The following is an 18436-nucleotide window of genomic DNA, read 5'->3' on the forward strand; positions in this document are numbered from 1 at the left end:
AGCAGGCACGGGGCGATGGCGTAGCGGGCCGCTCAGACCAACCGCAGCGGCGGACGCACCTCGTCGGGTCGCTCGGCGTCGCCCGCAGGGTCTGCCGACTCCTGGAGGGACGGCCGACCGGGCGCCAGCGCGACGACGGCGCAGACCAGGAGGACCAGCGCGCCCAAGCCCTTCGGGCTGTGCAGCACGGCGGCCTGGCGCCCCAGTTCAGGCACCACCCAGCGAGGGGTACCCACCACCGCGGACGCCGGGACCGGCTCCAGGTCGGCCACGTCGTTGGCGTCACCCCGCGTCGTGAAGGCGGGTTCGAGGCCAGTGGTGTCCACCCCGACCACGCGGTGGGTGACCAGCTCGCCGGCGCCGCCGGGCCGCACGAAGGTGATGACCTGGCCGACAGCGACCTCGTCCGGGTCGACCGGTTGGGTGAAGACCATCCCGCCCACGGGGATGCCCGGCTCCATGCTCCCGCTCAGCACCGCCAGGGCCTGCCCGCCCGTCACCTGCGGGTAGACGGCCACACCGAGTGCGGTCGCGGTGGTGCCGAGCAGGACGAGACCCAGGACCCAGGCGAGGACCAGCCGGAGGTACCGCACGGCAGATCGCACGCCACGATGCTGGGCGACACCGGCGATCAACCGCATCATCGAAACTGACGATGCCCGACCGGCTACTCGAGCACCACCCTGTCGGGGTGCCGTCATGCCTCCCGGTCCGCGTGCTCGGGAGCCTGGTGTTGGCCGCGTCGGTCGTCCTCGTCCCCGTCCCCGCGCAGGCGGATGTCGCTCTGGTGCCGGGGGCGCAGTGGAGCACCACGGTCGACCTCCCCGATGCATGGGCGTCCCGCGCAGACCAGCTCGCCGTCTCGGTGGCCTCGCTCGACCAGCAGGAGAACGGTTGCCTCCGGCCGGAGCTCGCGGCCGGCGACACCTCGTGCGACGACGACGGGGGCGATCTTGCCTCGATGGTGTCGGCCGCCGTCGCTGCCGGCCGGTACGAGGGTGGGTCGTGCGTACCGGCAACAGCGGCCCAGCCGCTGGACCTGATGGGGTCGGGTGCCGCCCGGGTGGACATCCTCGGCCCCGAGTGCCTGGTCCTGACGATCGACTTCCCGGGCGGGCCCGACGACGACCTCGCGCAGTCCGACGCGTTGGACATCTCTCTGTTCCTCGTGGCGGGCGGGCCGGGCGCGGAGGTCGGGGCCGCGGCCCCGCCGGTGGTGGCGACGGGCCCGGGGCAGCTGTCCTCGGGTGTTGCGTCCCCCGTCGAGGCCGGGAACGGTGACGCCAGCACGGTCGCCGGTGGCCCAGGTGGCACGAGTCGGGTCGTCGGGGGTGCCGCCCCGGGCGCGGTGACCGACCGGTCCGCTACCGGATCCGTGGAACGTCCGGTGGGCGAGGCGACCGCTGACGTCTCGGTCGGCGCGGAGGGCACCGACGTGCAGTCCGAGTCGGCTGAGCGGTTGCTCGACGACCCGTTGGCCCTGGCGGCCCTGCTGCTGGGGACCACCGTCCTGCTCTGGTTGCTGTTCCTGGTCCTGCGACGACGTCGGGGGGAGCGGGCATGAGGGGCCGACAGATGGGTGTCCTGTCCGTCGGCGTGCTGGCGGTCGTCCTGGCCGGTGCCCCCGATGCGAACCGGTCGTCGACGCTGGCTCTGCTGTCGGACCAGGCGGTCGTCGACGGCGCGGCGCAGGCCGCCGTCCTGTCCCTCGACGTCCAGCTCGACGGTGCGGACGGTCAGCCGACGTCGCCACCGGCACTGGAGGACGGCGGGGACGTGGAGGTCACGGTGACCGGGCAGCTCCGGTGGGAGCTCTCGGTGCAGCTGCTCCCGGTGAACGGGGAACCCGGCTGCGCCGGGGAGGCCGGCGCCATGAACGGCGTTGTGCTCGACGTCGCTTCCGGCGCCGTGGTCCGGTCGGTGGCCAAGTGCGCCCCGGCCCAGGTGATCGGGGCCGGGCAAGGACCCGGGGCGCACCGCCTCGCGGTCGCGGCCGCCGAGGGCGTCGGCACGGAGGATGTCCTCGGCCTGCTCCGCATCCGGGTCGCGCAGGTCCCCGGTGGGTTCTCCGACCTGGTCGACGTGCCCGTCCGGCTGGTTGCCGAGGACGGGGGTGCGGACGAGGGGGGCCGCTCGACTGCCGACGACCCGGGTGCATCGGTGGGGGAGGAGCCGGTCGGGGGAGGCGGCTCCTCCTCGCCTGCAGCACCTCCGGTCAGCGGTGCGTCCCCCGGCGTCGAGACGGCGCCCGGGCCCGGCGCCGCGCCGGAGGCCGGGACCTCACCTCCGCCGGCTGCGGAGGAACCGAGGGCTGCTGAGACACCCGTCGGCGACGCGCCGCCCTCGACCGGGTCCGACGACGCAGGCGAGGAGCCCCCTGCCGAGACGGGGACGTCAGCGACCGAGGAGCCGGCGCCCGACCCGGCGAGCTGAGCCGGGCTCCGGCCGGTCCAGCCAGCCGGCTCGCCGGGCGGCGGCCACGGCCTGCAGCTGGGACTGGACACCGAGCTTGCTCAGCACAGCCCTGATCTGCGTCCGCACGGTTGCCTCGCTCACGTGCGCCGACGAGGCGATCGCGGCGGCCGGTAGACCGGCAGCGAGGTGGCGGAGCACCTCTGCCTCGCGCGGTGTCAGGTGCTCGAACACCGCGAGGCGCTCGGCGACTCCGGCGCGGGTGTGCCGAGCGGCGGCGAGCAGGGCATGCCTGCGCCCGGGGTCGACGACGTCTTCCCCGGTCTGCACACGCCGCACGGTGCGGGCGAGCTCGTCGACGTCCACGTCCTTCGGCAGAACCACCGATGCGCCCTGCTCGAGCGCCGTCCCCCAGACGTCGTCCCCCTGCTCGCCGGTGAGGACCAGGACCCTGCAGCCGACGGAGACGATGGGTTCGATGAGGTCCAGGCCGTCGAGGTCGTCGCCCAGGTGCAGGTCCAGCAGCACGGTCGCGGGCGCGGCGGAGCGGCAGGCGTCCAGCACTGCGGCTGCCGAGGAGGGGGTCACCACCTCGACGACTGCGCCGCCGGTCTCGAGCGCGTAGGAGACCGACTGCGCGAACAGCACGTGGTCGTCCACCACGAGCACCGACCCGGTCACCCGGCCAGCCTCAGCCCGGTGCGGCCGTCGACCACGCCGGTGCCCGGCAGCGGCTCGACGGGGACGGGTAGCGGATGGACCGGCAGGGTGAGCCGGAACGTCGCGCCGGCGGTCGCCGGCCGCGAGACGAGGTCGCCGCCGTGCCGGCGGGCGAGGTCGCGGGACAGGGCGAGGCCGATGCCCTCACCCGGGCTGCCGTCCCGCCGTGCGCCGGCCTCGAACGCACCGAGCCGCTGCAGGTCGGTCAGGCCGGGGCCGTCGTCGCTGACCTGGATGGTCAGTACCTCTGCTACGCGGACCCGGACCTCCACCAGGGCGCCCGGGGCATGCACCAGCGCGTTGCCGAGGAGGTTGCCGACGATCACGGCGACGGCGTCGCCATCGGTGCGCACCGGCGTGCCTGTTCCGCCGTCCCACCGCACCCGCAGGCCGCGTTCGCGGTGCACCGTCACCAGGCTGGACAGGAGGACGTCGAGGTCCACCTCGGCCACGGCTGCAGGGCGCTCGGGCATGCGCAGCATGCGTTGGAGCCGGCGCATCTCGTCGGCGGTCGCGCGTTCCAGCTGCTGGCGCCGTCGGGGATCGGACCGGACGGCGGGGTGGTGGGACGCGGACGTGGCTGCCTGGATGCCGGCCAGGGCGGCGCGCGCGTCGTGCAGGCAGCCCCTCGTCTGCTGCAGCACGAGCTCGTGCTGTGCCAGCTGCTCGACCAGCCCGGCAACGTACCGCTCCTGCCCGTCCAGGGCGTCCCCGATGCGACGGAGGGCCGCTGCGGCGGCGAGGACGCCGGCCCCGAGGAGCAACAGGTCGACCAGGCCACCCACCAGCGGACCGGGCGGGACAACGGCCGACACCCCGGTGCACGCGGTGCCGATGGCGAGGGCAGCAGCGACGAGCGCGACCGCTTGCGACGACGCCCGTCCGCTGTCGCCGAGGGGGTCGGCGCGGTCGGCGACCACGGCGACGGCCGCCCAGAGCAGGGCCGCGCCGAGGAACCCGGCCGCCAATGCGCCACGTACGGTGCCGGGGTCGGACGAGCCGAGCAGCCCCAGGAGCAGGACGGCGATGCCGGTCACGGCGGCGACGAGTCCTCGCCGCAGCACGGCCGGGGCCCGGGGGACGAGGGCGCGGAGCGCGCACACCGCGGCCGCCGCGACCATGGCGGCCTCGGTGGCCCGGGCGAGGACGGCTGCGTCGCCGTCGAGGAGGACGCGGACGACGAAGGACGCAGGCAGGTGCAGCCCGAGGATCACCAGCGCGGCACCGAGCTGGCGGCTGCTGCCGCTCCCGGTCAGCCGGCCCCGCATCAGGTGGGCTGCCCCGGCGGCGAGGAAGGCCAACGAGGCAGCCAGCACGAGCAGCTGGTGCCGGTCGTCCCACGGCGCGACCACCAGGAGTACCCCAGCGACACCGAGGACGGCCCCACCGCGCCCGGCGACGACTTCGCCGGCGCGCACCGCTGCGCGACGGACCGAGCTCGACGAGCGGCCGCGCACCCCGCGCGACCTCCAGCTTCCCCGCATCAACCGACCCCCCGTGGTCGGTGCGAACCACATCACACGATCAGGGGACAGTCCATGAGCCCAGAGTGACGATGCGGAACTGTTGCGTAGCGACTCTCGACACGGACGGCTGACGATCCTCAGAACTGACGATGTGGGTGTGCTGTGCGTGAGGCGAACCTCGACGCATTCGCCGAGCAGGGGCCGGCGAGCAGGCGTCGCAGAGCGGCGAACACGTCAGGAGAGCACCGTGAAGAAGATCGTCCTCGCCTCGGCCGCCATGGGTGGCGCGGCCCTCGTCGCCTTCGGCGCCAGCGGCACCTTCGCCGCCTTCAGCGACCAGGACTCCAGCGATGTCTCGGGCGCTCAGGCCGGGACCCTGTACCTCCAGCGCGATGGCAACGTCGTCAGCGACGAAGCCGTGATCGAGAACCTCGCCCCGGGTGACACCGTCGACTACCAGTTCTACGTGGAGAACGCGGGAAACCTCCCGGGCACGGTGACGGCCACCTTCCGCATTCTGTCCGACCTGGAGAACGGCTGTGTCCCGGCCGAGCAGCGCAACGGTGCCAACGACACCTCGTGCGACGACACGCAGCCGGGTGCGGGGGAGCTGGTCGACCAGCTGACCGGTTCTGCGATCTACGGTCCGGCGACCCGTGAAGAGTGCGAGGACCGCGATGTGCCCAGTTCCTTCAGCCCGCCGACCTTCGCTCAGTTCGACGGCGCGGTCGCGCGGGACCAGGCCGTTCCTGCCGGTGAGGGCTTCTGCGCCGTGGTCACGGTGACCCTGCCGGATCGGGCGGACAACAACCTGGTGCAGTCGGACTCGGTAAGCTTTGGGATCGACTACCGGCTTGACCAGGCCTGATCGCACGCGCGCACGACAGGGCGGGTGGTCCGGCTCCGGCCGGACCACCCGCCCGTGCCGTCAGCGGGTGAGGGCGTAGCGGGCGACGAGGACGCCGTCCTCCTCGAGCAGCTGCACCAGGCGGGCCTGCACCGGGGCGGGCAGCGCGTTCCCGCCGAGCACCCCGGGTGCGCCGCCGGTCAGCAGGGGCGCGGTGGTCAGGCACAGCTCGTCGACCAGCCCGGCGGCGACCGCGTCGCGGAACAGCGACGGCCCGCCCTCGCAGAGCACCGACTCGATGCCCTCGGCGGCCAGCGCGTCCAGGGCCGCGGCCAGGTCGACGTCGTCGTCCCCGCTGACCAGCACCCGGACGCCGGCGTCGGTCAGCGCCGCGCGCCGGTCGGCGTCGGAGGAGCCGCAGGTGACCAGCCAGGTCCCGGGTACCGCGAGGCGGTCACCGGGGGACAGCGAGGCCCGTTTCGACACCACCACGACCGGGGCGGTGGCCGGGCGGCCCAGTGCGGTGCGCAGCCGGCCGACGTCGGAGTCGGCCTCCAGCGGGCCGTACCCCTCCGCCGCGGCGGTGCCGTGCCCGACGAGGACGGCGTCGCACCACGCCCGCAGCACGGTGAACACGCGCTGGTCGGCGTCCGAGCCCAACCCGGCCGAGACGCCGTCGACGCTGCTGGCGCCGTCCAGGGCGTGCACGAAGTTCGCCCGGACGAACCGGCCGTCCGGCGGCCGGTACGCCTCGGTGACCGCTGTGTCGTCCAGCCGGGACCCGCTCGGCGGGACCAGACCCCTCACCGGGTGGCCAGCACGGCCGCCGAGTGCGCGGGCAGCGTGACCGTCGCGCCGTCCAGGCCGGGCAGCTCACCGGTGGCGAACAGCACCTCGGTGGGGGCGGCGTCCAGGTCCACGGTGCGCGGCTCGTCGGCCAGGTTGGCCACCACGCGCAGCGAGCCGCGGCGGACCACCAGCCAGCGCTCGGCCTCGTCGTGGTCGACCGCGACCCGGGTGAGGTCGGCGTCGACCAGCTCCGGGTGGGCCCGCCGCAGCGCCAGCAGGTCGGTGTGCACCCGCAGCAGCCCGGCGTGCGGGTCGCGGTCGAGCTCGGACCAGTCCAGCTTCGAGCGGGTGAAGGTCTGCGGGTCCTGCGGGTCGGGCACCTCCGCGGCGTCCCAGCCGTGCTCGGCGAACTCCCCGATCCGGCCCTCGGCGGTGGCCTTGCCCAGCTCGGGCTCGGGGTGGCTGGTGAAGAACTGCCACGGGGTGCTCGCGCCCCACTCCTCGCCCATGAACAGCATCGGGGTGAACGGGCTGGTCAGCGTGATGGTGGCGCCGACGGCGAGCTGCGCGGGGGACAGGGTCGCCGAGATGCGGTCACCGGTGGCCCGGTTGCCGATCTGGTCGTGGTCCTGCAGGTAGGCCAGGAACTTCCAGCCGGGCAGCCGGGTGGTGTCCACCGGCCGGCCGTGGTGCCGCTTGCGGAACGACGACCAGGCGCCGTCGTGCAGGAAGGCACCGGTGAGCACCTTGGCCAGCCCGGCGAGGCCGGCGTCGGCGAAGTCGCGGTAGTAGCCCTGGCCCTCTCCGGTGAGAACGGCGTGCAGGCTGTGGTGGAAGTCGTCGCTCCACTGCGCGGTCATGCCCAGCCCGCCCGAGGCGCGCGGGGTCACCATCCGCGGGTCGTTGAGGTCGCTCTCGGCGATGAGGGTCAGCGGCCGGCCGACGGCGACCGACAGCGCGTCGACCTCGGCGGCCAGCTCCTCCAGCACGTGCGTGGCGCGCTCGTCGACCAGGGCGTGCACGGCGTCCAGCCGCAGGCCGTCGACGTGCATGTCGCCCAGCCACATCAGCGCGTTGTCGATGATGTACCGGCGCACCTCGTCGGAGTGCGGGCCGGACAGGTTGACCGAGTCGCCCCAGGTGTTCGCCCCGCCCTCGCTGAAGACCGGGAAGAACTCGGGCAGGTAGTTCCCCGACGGGCCGAGGTGGTTGTAGACGACGTCCTGGATGACGCCCAGCCCCCGCTGGTGGCAGGCGTCGACGAACCGCTGGTAGGCCGCCGGCCCGCCGTAGGTCTCCTGCACCGCGTACCAGGCGACGCCGTCGTAGCCCCAGTTGTGCGTTCCGTTGAACCCGTTCACCGGCAGCAGCTCGACGAAGCCGACGCCGAGGTCGACCAGGTGGTCCAGCTTCGCCGCGGCGGCGTCGAGGGTGCCCTCGGGGGTGAAGGTGCCCAGGTGCAGCTCGTAGACGCTGCTCCCGGCCAGCGGCCGGCCGGTCCACGCCCGGTCGCCCCAGGTGTGCGCGGCCGGGTCGAAGCGGCGGGAGAGCCCGTGCACGCCGTCGGGCTGGCGGCGACCGCGCGGGTCGGGCCGGGCCGGGGTGGTGTCGTCGAGCAGGAAGCCGTAGTCGGCCTCCGGCGCGGCGTCGACGACGGTGCGCCACCAGCCGTCGTCGTCCCGGGTCATCGGGTGGACCTCGTCGTCGAGCTGGAGGCGGACCCGTTCGGGGAGGGGTGCCCAGACGGCGAACTCGGTGGGCTGGGCCGGGGGCATGCGGGGTCCTCCAGAGGTGCACGGGGTGGTCGGGGCGTCCATGCCCGGGACGGCGACGGCCAACCGTGGGCCTGGTCATCCCCGGGGACGACCCGACACGGCGTCGTATCGGACTCCGGGAGGACCCCAAGGCCTCGCCGGGCGGCTAGCTTGCTGCGCAGCCGACCCGCCGACCGAGACGAGCCGCGATGAGAGCCCTGCGTTCCGTGGTCCTGCCGACCCTCCGACTGCTGGTGTGGGTGGTGATCGCCGTCGCCCTCGCGGTGCTGGCCTTCCGCGGCCCGGCCACCGAGCAGGCCTCGGGCCCCTCGGAGGCGCCGCCGGTCGACCTGGCCAGCCCGCTGGTGCCGGTGTCCCTGGGCACGGTGAGCAACGTGGTGTCGGTGCAGGGCACCGTCGCCGCCGACCCGGCCACGCCGGTGCGGGCCACCGCGGCCGGCACCGTCCGCCGGGTGCTCGCCGCCCAGGGCGCCGCCGTCACCGCCGGCCAGCCGGTGCTGGAGATCCGCTCGGAGACCGAGCGCGACCCGGTGACCAGCACCGACGCCGACGGCAACACCGTGGTCACCCCGCGCGAGCCGCTGGTCACCACGACCACGGTCAAGGCCGCCTCGGCCGGCACCCTGACGGCGATGACGGCGCTGGTGGACCAGGTGGTGGCCGTCGGCGACACCGTGGGCGAGCTGTCCCCGGGCACGCTGTCCATCACCGCGACCCTCACCCAGGACGAGCAGTTCCGGCTGCTCGCGCCGCCGACCACCGCCGAGGTGACCGTGCAGGGTGGCCCGGCCCCCTTTACCTGCGCCGGGCTGGCCCTCGGCGCCGCCACGTCGACGTCGGGCACCGACCCGTCCACCGGCGGGGACCCCTCGGGCGGCACCTCCGGCGCCCCCGGCACCACCGCCCGCTGCTCGGTGCCCGCCGGCACCGCGGTGTTCCCCGGTATGGCGGCCACCGTCGACGTCGACGCCGGCACCGCCGCCGACGTGCTCACCCTGCCGATCACCGCCGTCCAGGGCTCGGTGCAGAACGGCACCGTCTGGCTGGCCGGCCCCGACGGCGGGGACCCGGTCGAGACGCCGGTGACCCTGGGCCTCAACGACGGCAGCCTGGTGCAGATCACCGGCGGGGTCGCCGAGGGCGACCAGGTGCTGGAGTTCGTGCCGGTGCCCGACGACACGGTCGTGGACGGCGGCATGGGCGGGTTCGGCGGATGAGCCAGCTCGAGCTCACCGGGGTCGGCCGCGAGGTCCGGCTCCCCGACGGCGGGGTGCTGCCCATCCTCACCGGCGTCGACCTCGCCGTGGACGCCGGCGAGCACGTCGCCGTCGTCGGCCGCTCCGGCTCGGGCAAGTCCACCCTGCTCAACGTGCTGGGCCTGCTGGACTCCCCGACGTCGGGGGCCTACCTGCTCGACGGCCAGGACACCGCCCGGCTGCGGGGCCGGCGCCGGGCCCGGCTGCGCGGGGAGTGCTTCGGCTTCGTCTTCCAACAGTTCAACCTGCTGCCCCGCCGCACCGCGGTCGAGAACGTCGCCGCACCGCTGCTCTACGCCCGCGGCCGGGCCTTCCTCACCCGCCGCCGCACGGCCGCCGAGATGCTGGACCGGGTGGGTCTCGGCGCCCGCCTGGACACCATCCCGGAGAAGCTGTCCGGTGGGGAGCAGCAGCGGGTGGCCATCGCCCGCGCGCTGGTCCGCCGTCCTCGGGTCGTGCTCGCCGACGAGCCCACCGGCGCGCTGGACGTCGAGACCGGCCGCGCCGTCATGGCCCTGCTCGCCGAGGCGACCGCCGAACAGGGGGCGGCGCTGATCACCATCACCCACGACCCGGCCATCGCCGCGCTCGCCGACCGGCAGCTGAGGCTGGCGGCCGGCCGGCTCACCGCCGGGGTGCCCGCGTGATCGGCCTGCTGGGCACGCTCGCCGAGGCGTGGAGCGAGGTACGGGTGCACAAGGCCCGCGTCGTGCTCTCCCTGGTCGGGGTCTTCCTGGCCGTGTTCGCGATGACCGGCGTGACCGCGCTGGGCCTGATCGTCACCCAGGTGCAGCAGGAGCAGGCCGAGCGGTACGGCGGCCGCTCGGCCACCGTGTCGGTGTCGGCCTACGACGTCGCGACCGGCACGGCGGCCGACGGCGCCGAGTGGGACACCGCGGTCGGCGACCTGCTCACCCGCTACGGCATCACGCAGTACGCCTCCATCGCCTACACCGACGCCCTGGTGCGGTTCCCGGCCGGCACCCAGCAGCTGCAGACGATGGACGTGTCGCCGTCCTACGGGTTCCTGCACCGCATCGAGCCGATCGCCGGCCGCTGGTTCGTCGACGCCGACCGCAGCTCGCTGTCCCCGGCGCTGGTGGTCAACGAGTTCGTCCTGGACCAGCTCGGCGGGGGACCCTTCACCGGACCGCGCGCGGTCGTCCTCGGCGGCGCGGAGCCGGTGACCGCGACCGTCGTCGGGGTCGTGAAGAACGACGGCGGCGACTACCCGGTCGTCTACCGGATCGACGAGTCCGGGACGCCGGGTCGCGGCCAGGGCCCGGGTGGCTACGGGGGCGGCAGCTCGCTGGAGCTGTGGGTGCCGCCGGCCCAGGTGGACGACGTCGTCACCGCGCTGACCAACGACCTGGGCCGGGTGCTGCCCGGGTACCAGGTCAGCGCCTACCGGCTGGACTCACCGGGGGTCGCCGACGGCCTGGCCACCCTCCGGCTGGCCATCCGCGGCGCGGGCGCGGTCGTCCTGCTGCTCGGTGGGCTCGGCGTCTTCAACGTCGGGATGATGGCCGTGCGCCAGCGCATCCGGGAGATCGGCATCCGCCGGTCCTTCGGCGCCACCTCCGGCCGGGTGTTCGCCGCGATCATGCTCGAGTCGGTCGTCGCGACCCTGCTCGCCGGGGTCGTGGCCGTGGGGCTGGCCGTGGTCGTGGTGCGCAACCTGCCCGTCGCCGACTGGTTCAACGGCGGCGTCCCGCTGGCCGACGTCCCGGGCTTCCCCGTCCAGGCCGCAGTCGAGGGCCTGGTCGCCGCGGCCGGGGTCGGGGCGCTGGCCGGTCTGCTGCCGGCCCTGGTCGCCGTCCGCGTCAAGGTCATCGACGCCATCCGCTACTGACGGCGCTCCGCCCGCCCGGTGGGCGGGCGGAGCGTCGGCTCAGTCCTGGACGAGCAGGGCGACCGGGAGGTGCGCCAGGACGTCGGCGAGGCGGGCGCCGGCGGCGTCGCTCACGGTGCGGGTGCCGGTGAGCAGGTCCCGCCAGCCGCCGCCGGGCAGCGCCAGCGCGGTGTCCCGCCAGCCGCCGTCGGCCTCGAGCCGGACCGGCAGCCGGGTGGCGACGGCGACGACCCCGCCGCGGTCGAAGGCGACGACGTGGTCGGCGGCCGGGCCGGTGGCCTCGACCGGGGTGTGGCCGGCGAAGGCCTCCGGGTGGTCCCGGCGGTGCCGCAGCACCCGGGAGACCACCAGCAGCTTCGCCGCGCCCGAGTCGTCCACGGCCGGGACCTGCCCGCCGTCGAGGTCGGCCAGCAGCTGCCGGCGCTGCGCGTAGTCCACCGGACGGCGGTTGTCCGGGTCGACCAGCGACAGGTCCCACAGCTCGGTGCCCTGGTAGACGTCGGGGACGCCGGCGATCGTCAGCTGCAGCAGCTTCTGGGCCAGCGAGTTCGACCGGCCGGGCGCGGTGATCCGCTCGACGACGCGGTCCACCTCGGCGCGCGTGGTGGGGTCGTCGAAGGCGGCGTCGACCAGCGCGTGCAGCGACGCCTCGAACTCCTCGTCCACCGCGGTGTAGGTGGTCGACGTCCCCGCCTCGCGTGCGGCCTTCTCGGCGTAGGCGTGCGCCCGCTCCCGGCTCAGCGGCCAGGCGCCGACCAGGTTCTGCCACACCTGGTGGGCCAGCGGCCGGTCGGTGAGCGGGTGCCGGTCCAGCCAGCCGCGCACCAGCCCGGCCCACTCCTCGGGCAGCTCGGCCAGCACGGCGAGGCGGGCCCGCACGTCCTCGCTGCGCTTGGTGTCGTGGGTGGACAGCGTCGTCATCGAGACCGCGCGCTCGGCGGCCCGCTGCTGCTGCGCGGCGTGGAAGTCCGCGACCGGCAGGCCGAAGCGGGTGGGGTCGCCGCCCACCTCGTTGAGCGCGACGAAGCGCGACCACCGGTAGTAGGCGCTGTCCTCGACGCCCTTGGCCATCACCGGGCCCGACGTCTGCTCGAACCGGGTGGCCAGCTCCGTGCCCGGCGTGCCGAGCAGGGGGTGCAGACCGTCCAGCGCCGCGGTCAGGTCCGGCCGGCGCTCCCGGACGGCGGTGACGGTGGCGTCCAGGTGCGAGCGGCCGTCGGGCAGGTAGGTGCGGTAGACGTCGAAGGAGGCCAGCAGCTCGGCCAGCGCCTCGGTGACCTCGTCCGCGGTGGTGCCCGGCAGCTCGCCGACCAGGCGGGCCAGCCGGGCGACCTCGGAGCCCAGGATGCCGTCGGTGACCTCGCGCTTGCTGTCGTGCACCAGCTGCGCGTAGTCGACCGGGTGCCCGGCGACCTCGGTGTCCAGCGCGGTGAACGCGGCCTCGCCGGCCGGGTCGACCAGGACGCCGTCCACCTCGGCGAGCGCGTCGTACCCCGTCGTCCCGGCGGTCGCCCAGCTCTCGGGCAGGTCCTCGCCGGGCTCCAGGATCTTCTCCACCACGGTCCAGCGGTGCCCGGACAGCTCGGCGAGCCGGTCCAGGTAGCCGCGCGGGTCGGCCAGGCCGTCGGGGTGGTCGATGCGCAGGCCGTCCACGTACCCGGCGTCGAGCAGCTCGCGGACCAGGGCGTGGGTGGCCTCGAAGACCCGCTCGTCCTCGACCCGGAGCCCCGCCAGGGTGTTGATGGCGAAGAACCGGCGGTAGTTCAGCTCGCGGTCCGCGCGGCGCCAGCCGACCAGCTCGTAGTGCTGGCGGGCGTGCACCTCCTGCGGGGTGCCCTCGCCGGTGCCGGGTGCGACCGGGAAGCGGTGGTCGTAGTAGCGCAGCTCGCCGTCCTCCACGCGGAGCTCGGCGACGTCGTCGTCGGAGCCCAGGACGGGCACCCGGACCTTGCCGCCGCCGGCCTCCCAGTCGACGTCGAAGGCATGCGCGTGCGGGCTGTCGGGGCCGAGCTCGAGCAGGGACCACCACCAGCCCGAGGCGTGCGCGTCCTCGACGCCCATGTGGTTGGGCACCAGGTCCAGCACCAGGCCCAGGCCGTGCTCGTGCAGCGCCGAGACCAGCCGCTCGAGGCCCTCGCGGCCGCCGCGCGCCTCGTCGACGTGGGCGTGGTCGGTGGTGTCGTAGCCGTGGTTGGAGCCCTCGGCCGACCGCAGCAGCGGCGAGGCGTAGGCGTGGCTCACCCCGAGGTCGGCCAGGTAGCCGGCGAGCTCAGCGCCCTGGTCGAGGGTGAAGTCGGCGTGGAACTGCAGCCGGTAGGTGCCCGAGGGCACCCCGCGGGGGGCGCTCCCGGTCACGAGATGCTGCGCAGGACGACCATCGCCCGGCCCTTGACGGTCAGGACGTCGCCGGCCTGGCTCTCGTTGGGCTCGACCGGGCCGAAGTCGGCGGTGTCCACGACGACCGTCCAGCTCTGGGCGTACTCGCTCGGCGGCAGGGTGAACTCGATGTCCTCGTGCCAGGCGTTGAACGCCAGGATGAAGCAGTCGTCGACGACGGCCTCGCCGCGCTCGTCGGTGGACCGGATGCCGTGCCCGTTGAGGTAGACGGCGACGGACTTGGCGAAGTGCGCGTCCCAGTCCTCCTCGGTCATCAGCTCGCCGGCCGGGGTCAGCCAGGCGATGTCCGGGACCGGGTCGCCCTCCTCGCGGCGGACCGGGCGGCCGTTGAAGAACCGGCGGCGCCGGAACGTCGGGTGGTCGTGGCGCAGGTGGGTGACCAGCTTGGTGAACTCCACCAGGCCCTCGTCGACGTCGGACCAGTCGATCCAGGTCAGCTCGGAGTCCTGGCAGTAGCCGTTGTTGTTGCCGCCCTGGCTGCGGCCGAGCTCGTCGCCGTGCAGCAGCATCGGCACACCCTGGCTGAGCATCAGCGTGGCGATGAAGTTGCGGCGCTGCTGCGCGCGCAGCGCGAGCACCTCGGCGTCGTCCGTCGGGCCCTCGACGCCGCAGTTCCAGCTGCGGTTGTGGCTCTCGCCGTCGTTGTTGTCCTCGCCGTTGGCCTCGTTGTGCTTCTCGTTGTAGGAGACGAGGTCGTTGATGGTGAAGCCGTCGTGCGCGGTGACGAAGTTGATGCTGGCCACCGGACGGCGCCCGGAGTGCTGGTAGAGGTCGGCCGACCCGGTGATCCGGCTGGCGAACTCCCCGACCGTCGCGTCCTCGCCGCGCCAGAAGTCGCGGACGGTGTCGCGGTACTTGCCGTTCCACTCCGTCCACAGCGACGGGAAGTTGCCGACCTGGTAGCCGCCGTCGCCGACGTCCCAGGGCTCGGCGATGAGCTTGACCTGGCTGACGACCGGGTCCTGCTGCACCAGGTCGAAGAAGGCCGACAGCTTGTCCACGTCGTGCAGCTCGCGGGCCAGGGTGGAGGCCAGGTCGAAGCGGAAGCCGTCGACGTGCATCTCGGTGACCCAGTAGCGCAGCGAGTCCATGATCAGCTGCAGCGAGTGCGGCTGCCGGACGTTGAGGGAGTTCCCGGTGCCGGTGTAGTCCATGTAGAACTGCGGGTCGTCGTCGACCAGGCGGTAGTACGCCTGGTTGTCGATGCCCTTGAACGACAGCGTGGGGCCCAGGTGGTTGCCCTCGGCGGTGTGGTTGTAGACCACGTCGAGGATCACCTCGATGCCCGCCTCGTGCAGCGTGCGGACCATGCCCTTGAACTCCTGCACGGCCATGCCGGGGCTCTGGTTGCTGGCGTACTCGTGGTGCGGGGCGAAGAAGCCGATCGTGTTGTAGCCCCAGTAGTTGCGCAGGCCCTTCTGCTGCAGGGTGTCGTCCTGCACGAACTCGTGCACCGGCATGAGCTCGATCGCGGTGATGCCGAGGTCCTGCAGGTGCTCGACGATCGCCGGGTGCGCGATGCCGGCGTAGGTGCCGCGCAGCTCCTCGGGCACCCGCGGGTGGGTCATCGTCAGGCCCTTGACGTGGGCCTCGTAGATGACCGACTTGTGGTACGGGATGCGCGGCAGCCGGTCGCTGCCCCAGTCGAAGTAGGGGTTGATGACGACGGACTTCGGCATGTGCTCCGCGGAGTCCTCGTCGTTGCGCTCCTTGGTCTCGAAGTCGTACCCGAAGACCGAGGGGTGCCAGTCGATGCCGCCGTCGACGGACTTGGCGTAGGGGTCCATCAGCAGCTTGGTGGGGTTGCAGCGCTGACCCTGCTCGGGGTCGTAGGGGCCGTGCACGCGGTAGCCGTAGCGCTGGCCGGGCTGGACGCCGGGGACGAAGCCGTGCCAGACGAAGGCGTCCATCTCGGGGAGGGCGATGCGCTCCTCGTTGCCGTCCTCGTCGAAGAGGCAGAGCTCGACCTTCTCGGCGACCTCGCTGAAGAGCGCGAAGTTGGTCCCGGTGCCGTCGTACGTGGCGCCGAGGGGGTAGGCCGTGCCGGGCCAGACCTGGGTGGTCATGAGGTCGTGGATCCTCCTGCGCTGGTCGGCCGCGGTCGATCCGGGCCGGGGGGCGGTGGTGCTCGGGCGTCGGTGCCCCGCGGGACGGGGGCGCACACCCTGTTCTCCGGCGGCCCCCGCGTGGAGTCTGCCGCTCCCCGCCCGCGCCCGCCGGGTGGCCGGGGGTGCTGCTGCCCACGTCGACTGGAATTGTCGGTGGGCCGTCCTACATTCGGGACGTGACGACCCAGACCGACCTCCGGCCGACCCGCGGCACCTTCCAGGTGATCAGCGAGTACGAGCCCTCCGGCGACCAGCCGACAGCGATCCGGGAGCTGGCGGCCGCGGTCAACTCCGGCCAGAAGGACACGGTCCTGCTGGGCGCCACCGGCACCGGCAAGTCGGCGACGACGGCCTGGCTGATCGAGCAGGTGCAGCGGCCCACCCTGGTGATGGCGCCGAACAAGACGCTGGCCGCGCAGCTGGCCAACGAGTTCCGCGAGCTGCTGCCGAACAACGCGGTCGAGTACTTCGTCAGCTACTACGACTACTACCAGCCCGAGGCCTACGTCCCGCAGACCGACACCTACATCGAGAAGGACTCCTCGATCAACGAGGAGGTCGAGCGGCTGCGGCACTCGGCCACCCAGAGCCTGCTCACCCGGCGCGACGTCGTGGTGGTCTCCACCGTCTCCTGCATCTACGGCCTGGGCACCCCGCAGGAGTACGTCGACCGGGCGCTGAAGGTCTCGGTGGGGGAGGAGCGCGACCGCGACGAGCTGCTGCGCACCCTGGTCACCGAGCAGTACACCCGCAACGACCTGGCGTTCAGCCGCGGCACCTTCCGGGTGCGCGGCGACACCATCGAGGTGTTCCCGGTCTACGAGGAGCTCGCCGTCCGGATCGAGATGTTCGGCGACGAGGTCGAGCGGCTGTACTACCTGCACCCGCTGACCGGCGAGGTCGTGCGCGAGGTCCAGGAGCTGTTCGTCTTCCCGGCCACCCACTACGTCGCCGGCCCCGAGCGCATGGAGCGCGCGATCCGCGGCATCGAGCTGGAGCTGGAGCAGCGGCTGGCCGAGCTCGACAAGCAGGGCAAGCTGCTGGAGGCCCAGCGGCTGCGCATGCGCACCACCTACGACATCGAGATGATGCGCCAGGTCGGGTTCTGCTCGGGCATCGAGAACTACTCGCGGCACATCGACGGCCGCGGTGCCGGCACCGCCGGTGCCTGCCTCATCGACTACTTCCCGAAGGACTTCCTGCTCGTCGTCGACGAGTCGCACGTGACCGTGCCGCAGATCGGCGGCATGTACGAGGGCGACATGAGCCGCAAGCGGACCCTGGTCGACCACGGCTTCCGGCTGCCCTCGGCGATGGACAACCGCCCGCTCAAGTGGGAGGAGTTCACCGACCGCATCGGCCAGGCCGTGTACCTGTCGGCCACCCCCGGCAACTACGAGCTGGGCCGCACCGGCGGCGAGTTCGTCGAGCAGGTCATCCGGCCCACCGGCCTGGTCGACCCCGAGATCGTGGTCAAGCCGACCAAGGGCCAGATCGACGACCTGGTGCACGAGATCCGCACCCGCACCGAGAAGGACGAGCGGATCCTGGTCACCACGCTCACCAAGAAGATGAGCGAGGACCTCACCGACTACCTGCTCGAGCTGGGCATCAAGGTCCGCTACCTGCACTCCGAGGTCGACACCCTGCGCCGGGTGGAGCTGCTGCGCGAGCTGCGGCAGGGCGAGTACGACGTGCTGGTCGGCATCAACCTGCTGCGCGAGGGCCTCGACCTGCCCGAGGTGTCGCTGGTCGCGATCCTCGACGCCGACAAGGAGGGCTTCCTCCGGTCGGGCACGTCGCTGATCCAGACCATCGGCCGCGCGGCCCGCAACGTGTCGGGCCAGGTGCACATGTACGCCGACAAGATCACCCCGTCGATGGCGCTTGCGATCGACGAGACGGCCCGGCGGCGTGAGAAGCAGATCGCCTACAACAAGGAGAAGGGCGTCGACCCGCAGCCGCTGCGGAAGAAGATCGTCGACATCCTGGACGGCATCTACCAGGCCAGCGAGGACGCCGACAAGGCCACCGAGCAGTTCGGCGGCTCCGGCCGGCAGCAGTCCCGCGGCAAGGCGCCGGTGCCCGGGCTGTCCTCCAAGAGCAAGGGCAGCAAGGCCAAGGCCGGGTCGATCGACGTCGAGGGCCTGCCCCGGGCCGCGCTGGCCGACATGATCCAGGAGATGAACGACCAGATGCTGGCCGCGGCGCGGGAGCTGCAGTTCGAGGTCGCCGCCCGCCTGCGCGACGAGCTCAACGAGCTCAAGCGCGAGCTGCGCCAGTTCGACCAGGCCCACGCCTGACCCGTCCGGCCTTTCCCTGCCCGTCGCGGCTCGCGTCGGCCGGCATTGATCAGCTGGGTTGACCAGAGTCCGTCCTGGCTCACCGGTGCCGGTGAGCCAGGACGGACTCCGGTGAGCTCCGCCGGCGTCCGGCAGCTCGCCGACGTCGACGCGCTGGCCCGCGACACCTCGCTGCGGGCGCCGGGCCTCCGGCGTCCCGGCTGAGCGCCGGCCGGTCTCGTGATGGTGGCTGGCGGCTCAGGGGCTCGCCGCACATCTCGCACGGTCGCCGTCCGTTGCGCTGCGCGGCCACCGTGCACGACGTCCGGCCACCCCGCCGGCCCGCCGCACCCGCCAGCCCGTCCCGCCCGGTGAACCGCCGCGCCCGCCGGCCCGTCCCGCCCGCCGAACCGCTGCGCCCGCCGGCCCGCCGCGCCCGGCCGGGCCGGGCATCGTGCCTGCTCGCCGGCCGGGGTGGTCGGTGAACGCCCACGGTGGGAGGTGGTTGCGCTGGCCTCCCACCGTCGGAGAT

General features: G+C 73.5%; 14 protein-coding genes. 7 read left to right on the forward strand and 7 right to left on the reverse strand.

The features are described 5' to 3' along the window. Positions 1 to 32: 32 nt before the first annotated feature. Positions 33 to 605 carry a signal peptidase I gene (locus tag BM158_RS13375; protein ID WP_165628926.1) on the reverse strand — a complete coding sequence of 191 codons (573 nt, stop codon included), beginning with the start codon at positions 603 to 605 and terminating at the stop codon, positions 33 to 35. Positions 606 to 691: 86 nt separating this feature from the next. Here BM158_RS13375 and BM158_RS13380 point away from each other — a divergent pair, with 86 nt between their 5' ends. After that, positions 692 to 1564 carry a hypothetical protein gene (locus BM158_RS13380; protein ID WP_165628927.1) on the forward strand — a complete coding sequence of 291 codons (873 nt, stop codon included), beginning with the start codon at positions 692 to 694 and terminating at the stop codon, positions 1562 to 1564. Then, positions 1561 to 2433, forward strand: coding sequence for a hypothetical protein (locus BM158_RS13385; protein ID WP_091559696.1), 873 nt, complete (start codon positions 1561 to 1563; stop codon positions 2431 to 2433). Before BM158_RS13380 ends, BM158_RS13385 begins: the two co-directional genes overlap by 4 nt. Here the strand turns inward: BM158_RS13385 and BM158_RS13390 are convergent. Continuing rightward, positions 2395 to 3093, reverse strand: a complete 699-nt coding sequence (locus BM158_RS13390) for a response regulator transcription factor (protein WP_091559699.1) — start codon at positions 3091 to 3093, stop codon at positions 2395 to 2397. The two genes, BM158_RS13385 and BM158_RS13390, sit on opposite strands and share 39 nt — an antisense overlap. Further along, entirely contained in the window at positions 3090 to 4484 is a 1395-nt protein-coding gene (locus BM158_RS13395) for a sensor histidine kinase (protein ID WP_091559702.1), read from the reverse strand. The genes BM158_RS13390 and BM158_RS13395 overlap by 4 nt, the downstream gene beginning before the upstream one ends. A 361-nt stretch (positions 4485 to 4845) precedes the next feature. On the opposite strand from BM158_RS13395, the gene BM158_RS13400 reads away from it, so the two are divergent. Further along, positions 4846 to 5466 (forward strand): TasA family protein, encoded by a 621-nt coding sequence (locus BM158_RS13400; protein WP_091559703.1) that lies wholly within the window; start codon positions 4846 to 4848, stop codon positions 5464 to 5466. Between the two features lie 60 nt (positions 5467 to 5526). Here BM158_RS13400 and BM158_RS13405 read toward each other — a convergent pair whose 3' ends face one another. Together BM158_RS13405 and treZ are read right to left on the reverse strand one after the other, a co-directional pair. After that, positions 5527 to 6252 (reverse strand): dihydrofolate reductase family protein, encoded by a 726-nt coding sequence (locus BM158_RS13405; RefSeq protein ID WP_091559706.1) that lies wholly within the window; start codon positions 6250 to 6252, stop codon positions 5527 to 5529. Continuing rightward, a complete protein-coding gene (gene treZ / locus BM158_RS13410) occupies positions 6249 to 8009 on the reverse strand; it encodes a malto-oligosyltrehalose trehalohydrolase (RefSeq protein WP_091559710.1) in 1761 nt (586 codons plus the stop codon). Before treZ ends, BM158_RS13405 begins: the two co-directional genes overlap by 4 nt. Before the next feature lie 188 nt (positions 8010 to 8197). On the opposite strand from treZ, the gene BM158_RS13415 reads away from it, so the two are divergent. Genes BM158_RS13415 through BM158_RS13425 form a run of 3 tightly spaced genes read left to right on the forward strand, consistent with a single transcriptional unit; the run spans position 8198 to position 11117 of the window. After that, positions 8198 to 9226, forward strand: a complete 1029-nt coding sequence (locus tag BM158_RS13415; protein WP_091559713.1) for an efflux RND transporter periplasmic adaptor subunit — start codon at positions 8198 to 8200, stop codon at positions 9224 to 9226. Continuing rightward, positions 9223 to 9912 (forward strand): ABC transporter ATP-binding protein, encoded by a 690-nt coding sequence (locus BM158_RS13420; RefSeq protein ID WP_091559716.1) that lies wholly within the window; start codon positions 9223 to 9225, stop codon positions 9910 to 9912. Before BM158_RS13415 ends, BM158_RS13420 begins: the two co-directional genes overlap by 4 nt. Next, positions 9909 to 11117, forward strand: coding sequence for an ABC transporter permease (locus tag BM158_RS13425; protein ID WP_091559719.1), 1209 nt, complete (start codon positions 9909 to 9911; stop codon positions 11115 to 11117). The genes BM158_RS13420 and BM158_RS13425 overlap by 4 nt, the downstream gene beginning before the upstream one ends. A 39-nt stretch (positions 11118 to 11156) precedes the next feature. Here BM158_RS13425 and treY read toward each other — a convergent pair whose 3' ends face one another. Both treY and glgX read right to left on the reverse strand, forming a co-directional pair. Continuing rightward, positions 11157 to 13472 carry a malto-oligosyltrehalose synthase gene (gene treY / locus BM158_RS13430; protein ID WP_091559722.1) on the reverse strand — a complete coding sequence of 772 codons (2316 nt, stop codon included), beginning with the start codon at positions 13470 to 13472 and terminating at the stop codon, positions 11157 to 11159. Beyond that, positions 13469 to 15580, reverse strand: coding sequence for a glycogen debranching protein GlgX (glgX, locus tag BM158_RS13435; protein WP_091559724.1), 2112 nt, complete (start codon positions 15578 to 15580; stop codon positions 13469 to 13471). The genes treY and glgX overlap by 4 nt, the downstream gene beginning before the upstream one ends. A 218-nt stretch (positions 15581 to 15798) precedes the next feature. On the opposite strand from glgX, the gene uvrB reads away from it, so the two are divergent. Beyond that, on the forward strand, positions 15799 to 17925 hold the full coding sequence (uvrB, locus tag BM158_RS13440; RefSeq protein WP_091559726.1) for an excinuclease ABC subunit UvrB: 2127 nt from the start codon (positions 15799 to 15801) through the stop codon (positions 17923 to 17925). The last annotated feature ends 511 nt before the right edge of the window (positions 17926 to 18436 follow it).

Origin of the sequence: Klenkia taihuensis (assembly GCF_900112525.1) — a bacterium.
GTDB lineage: Bacteria > Actinomycetota > Actinomycetes > Mycobacteriales > Geodermatophilaceae > Klenkia > Klenkia taihuensis.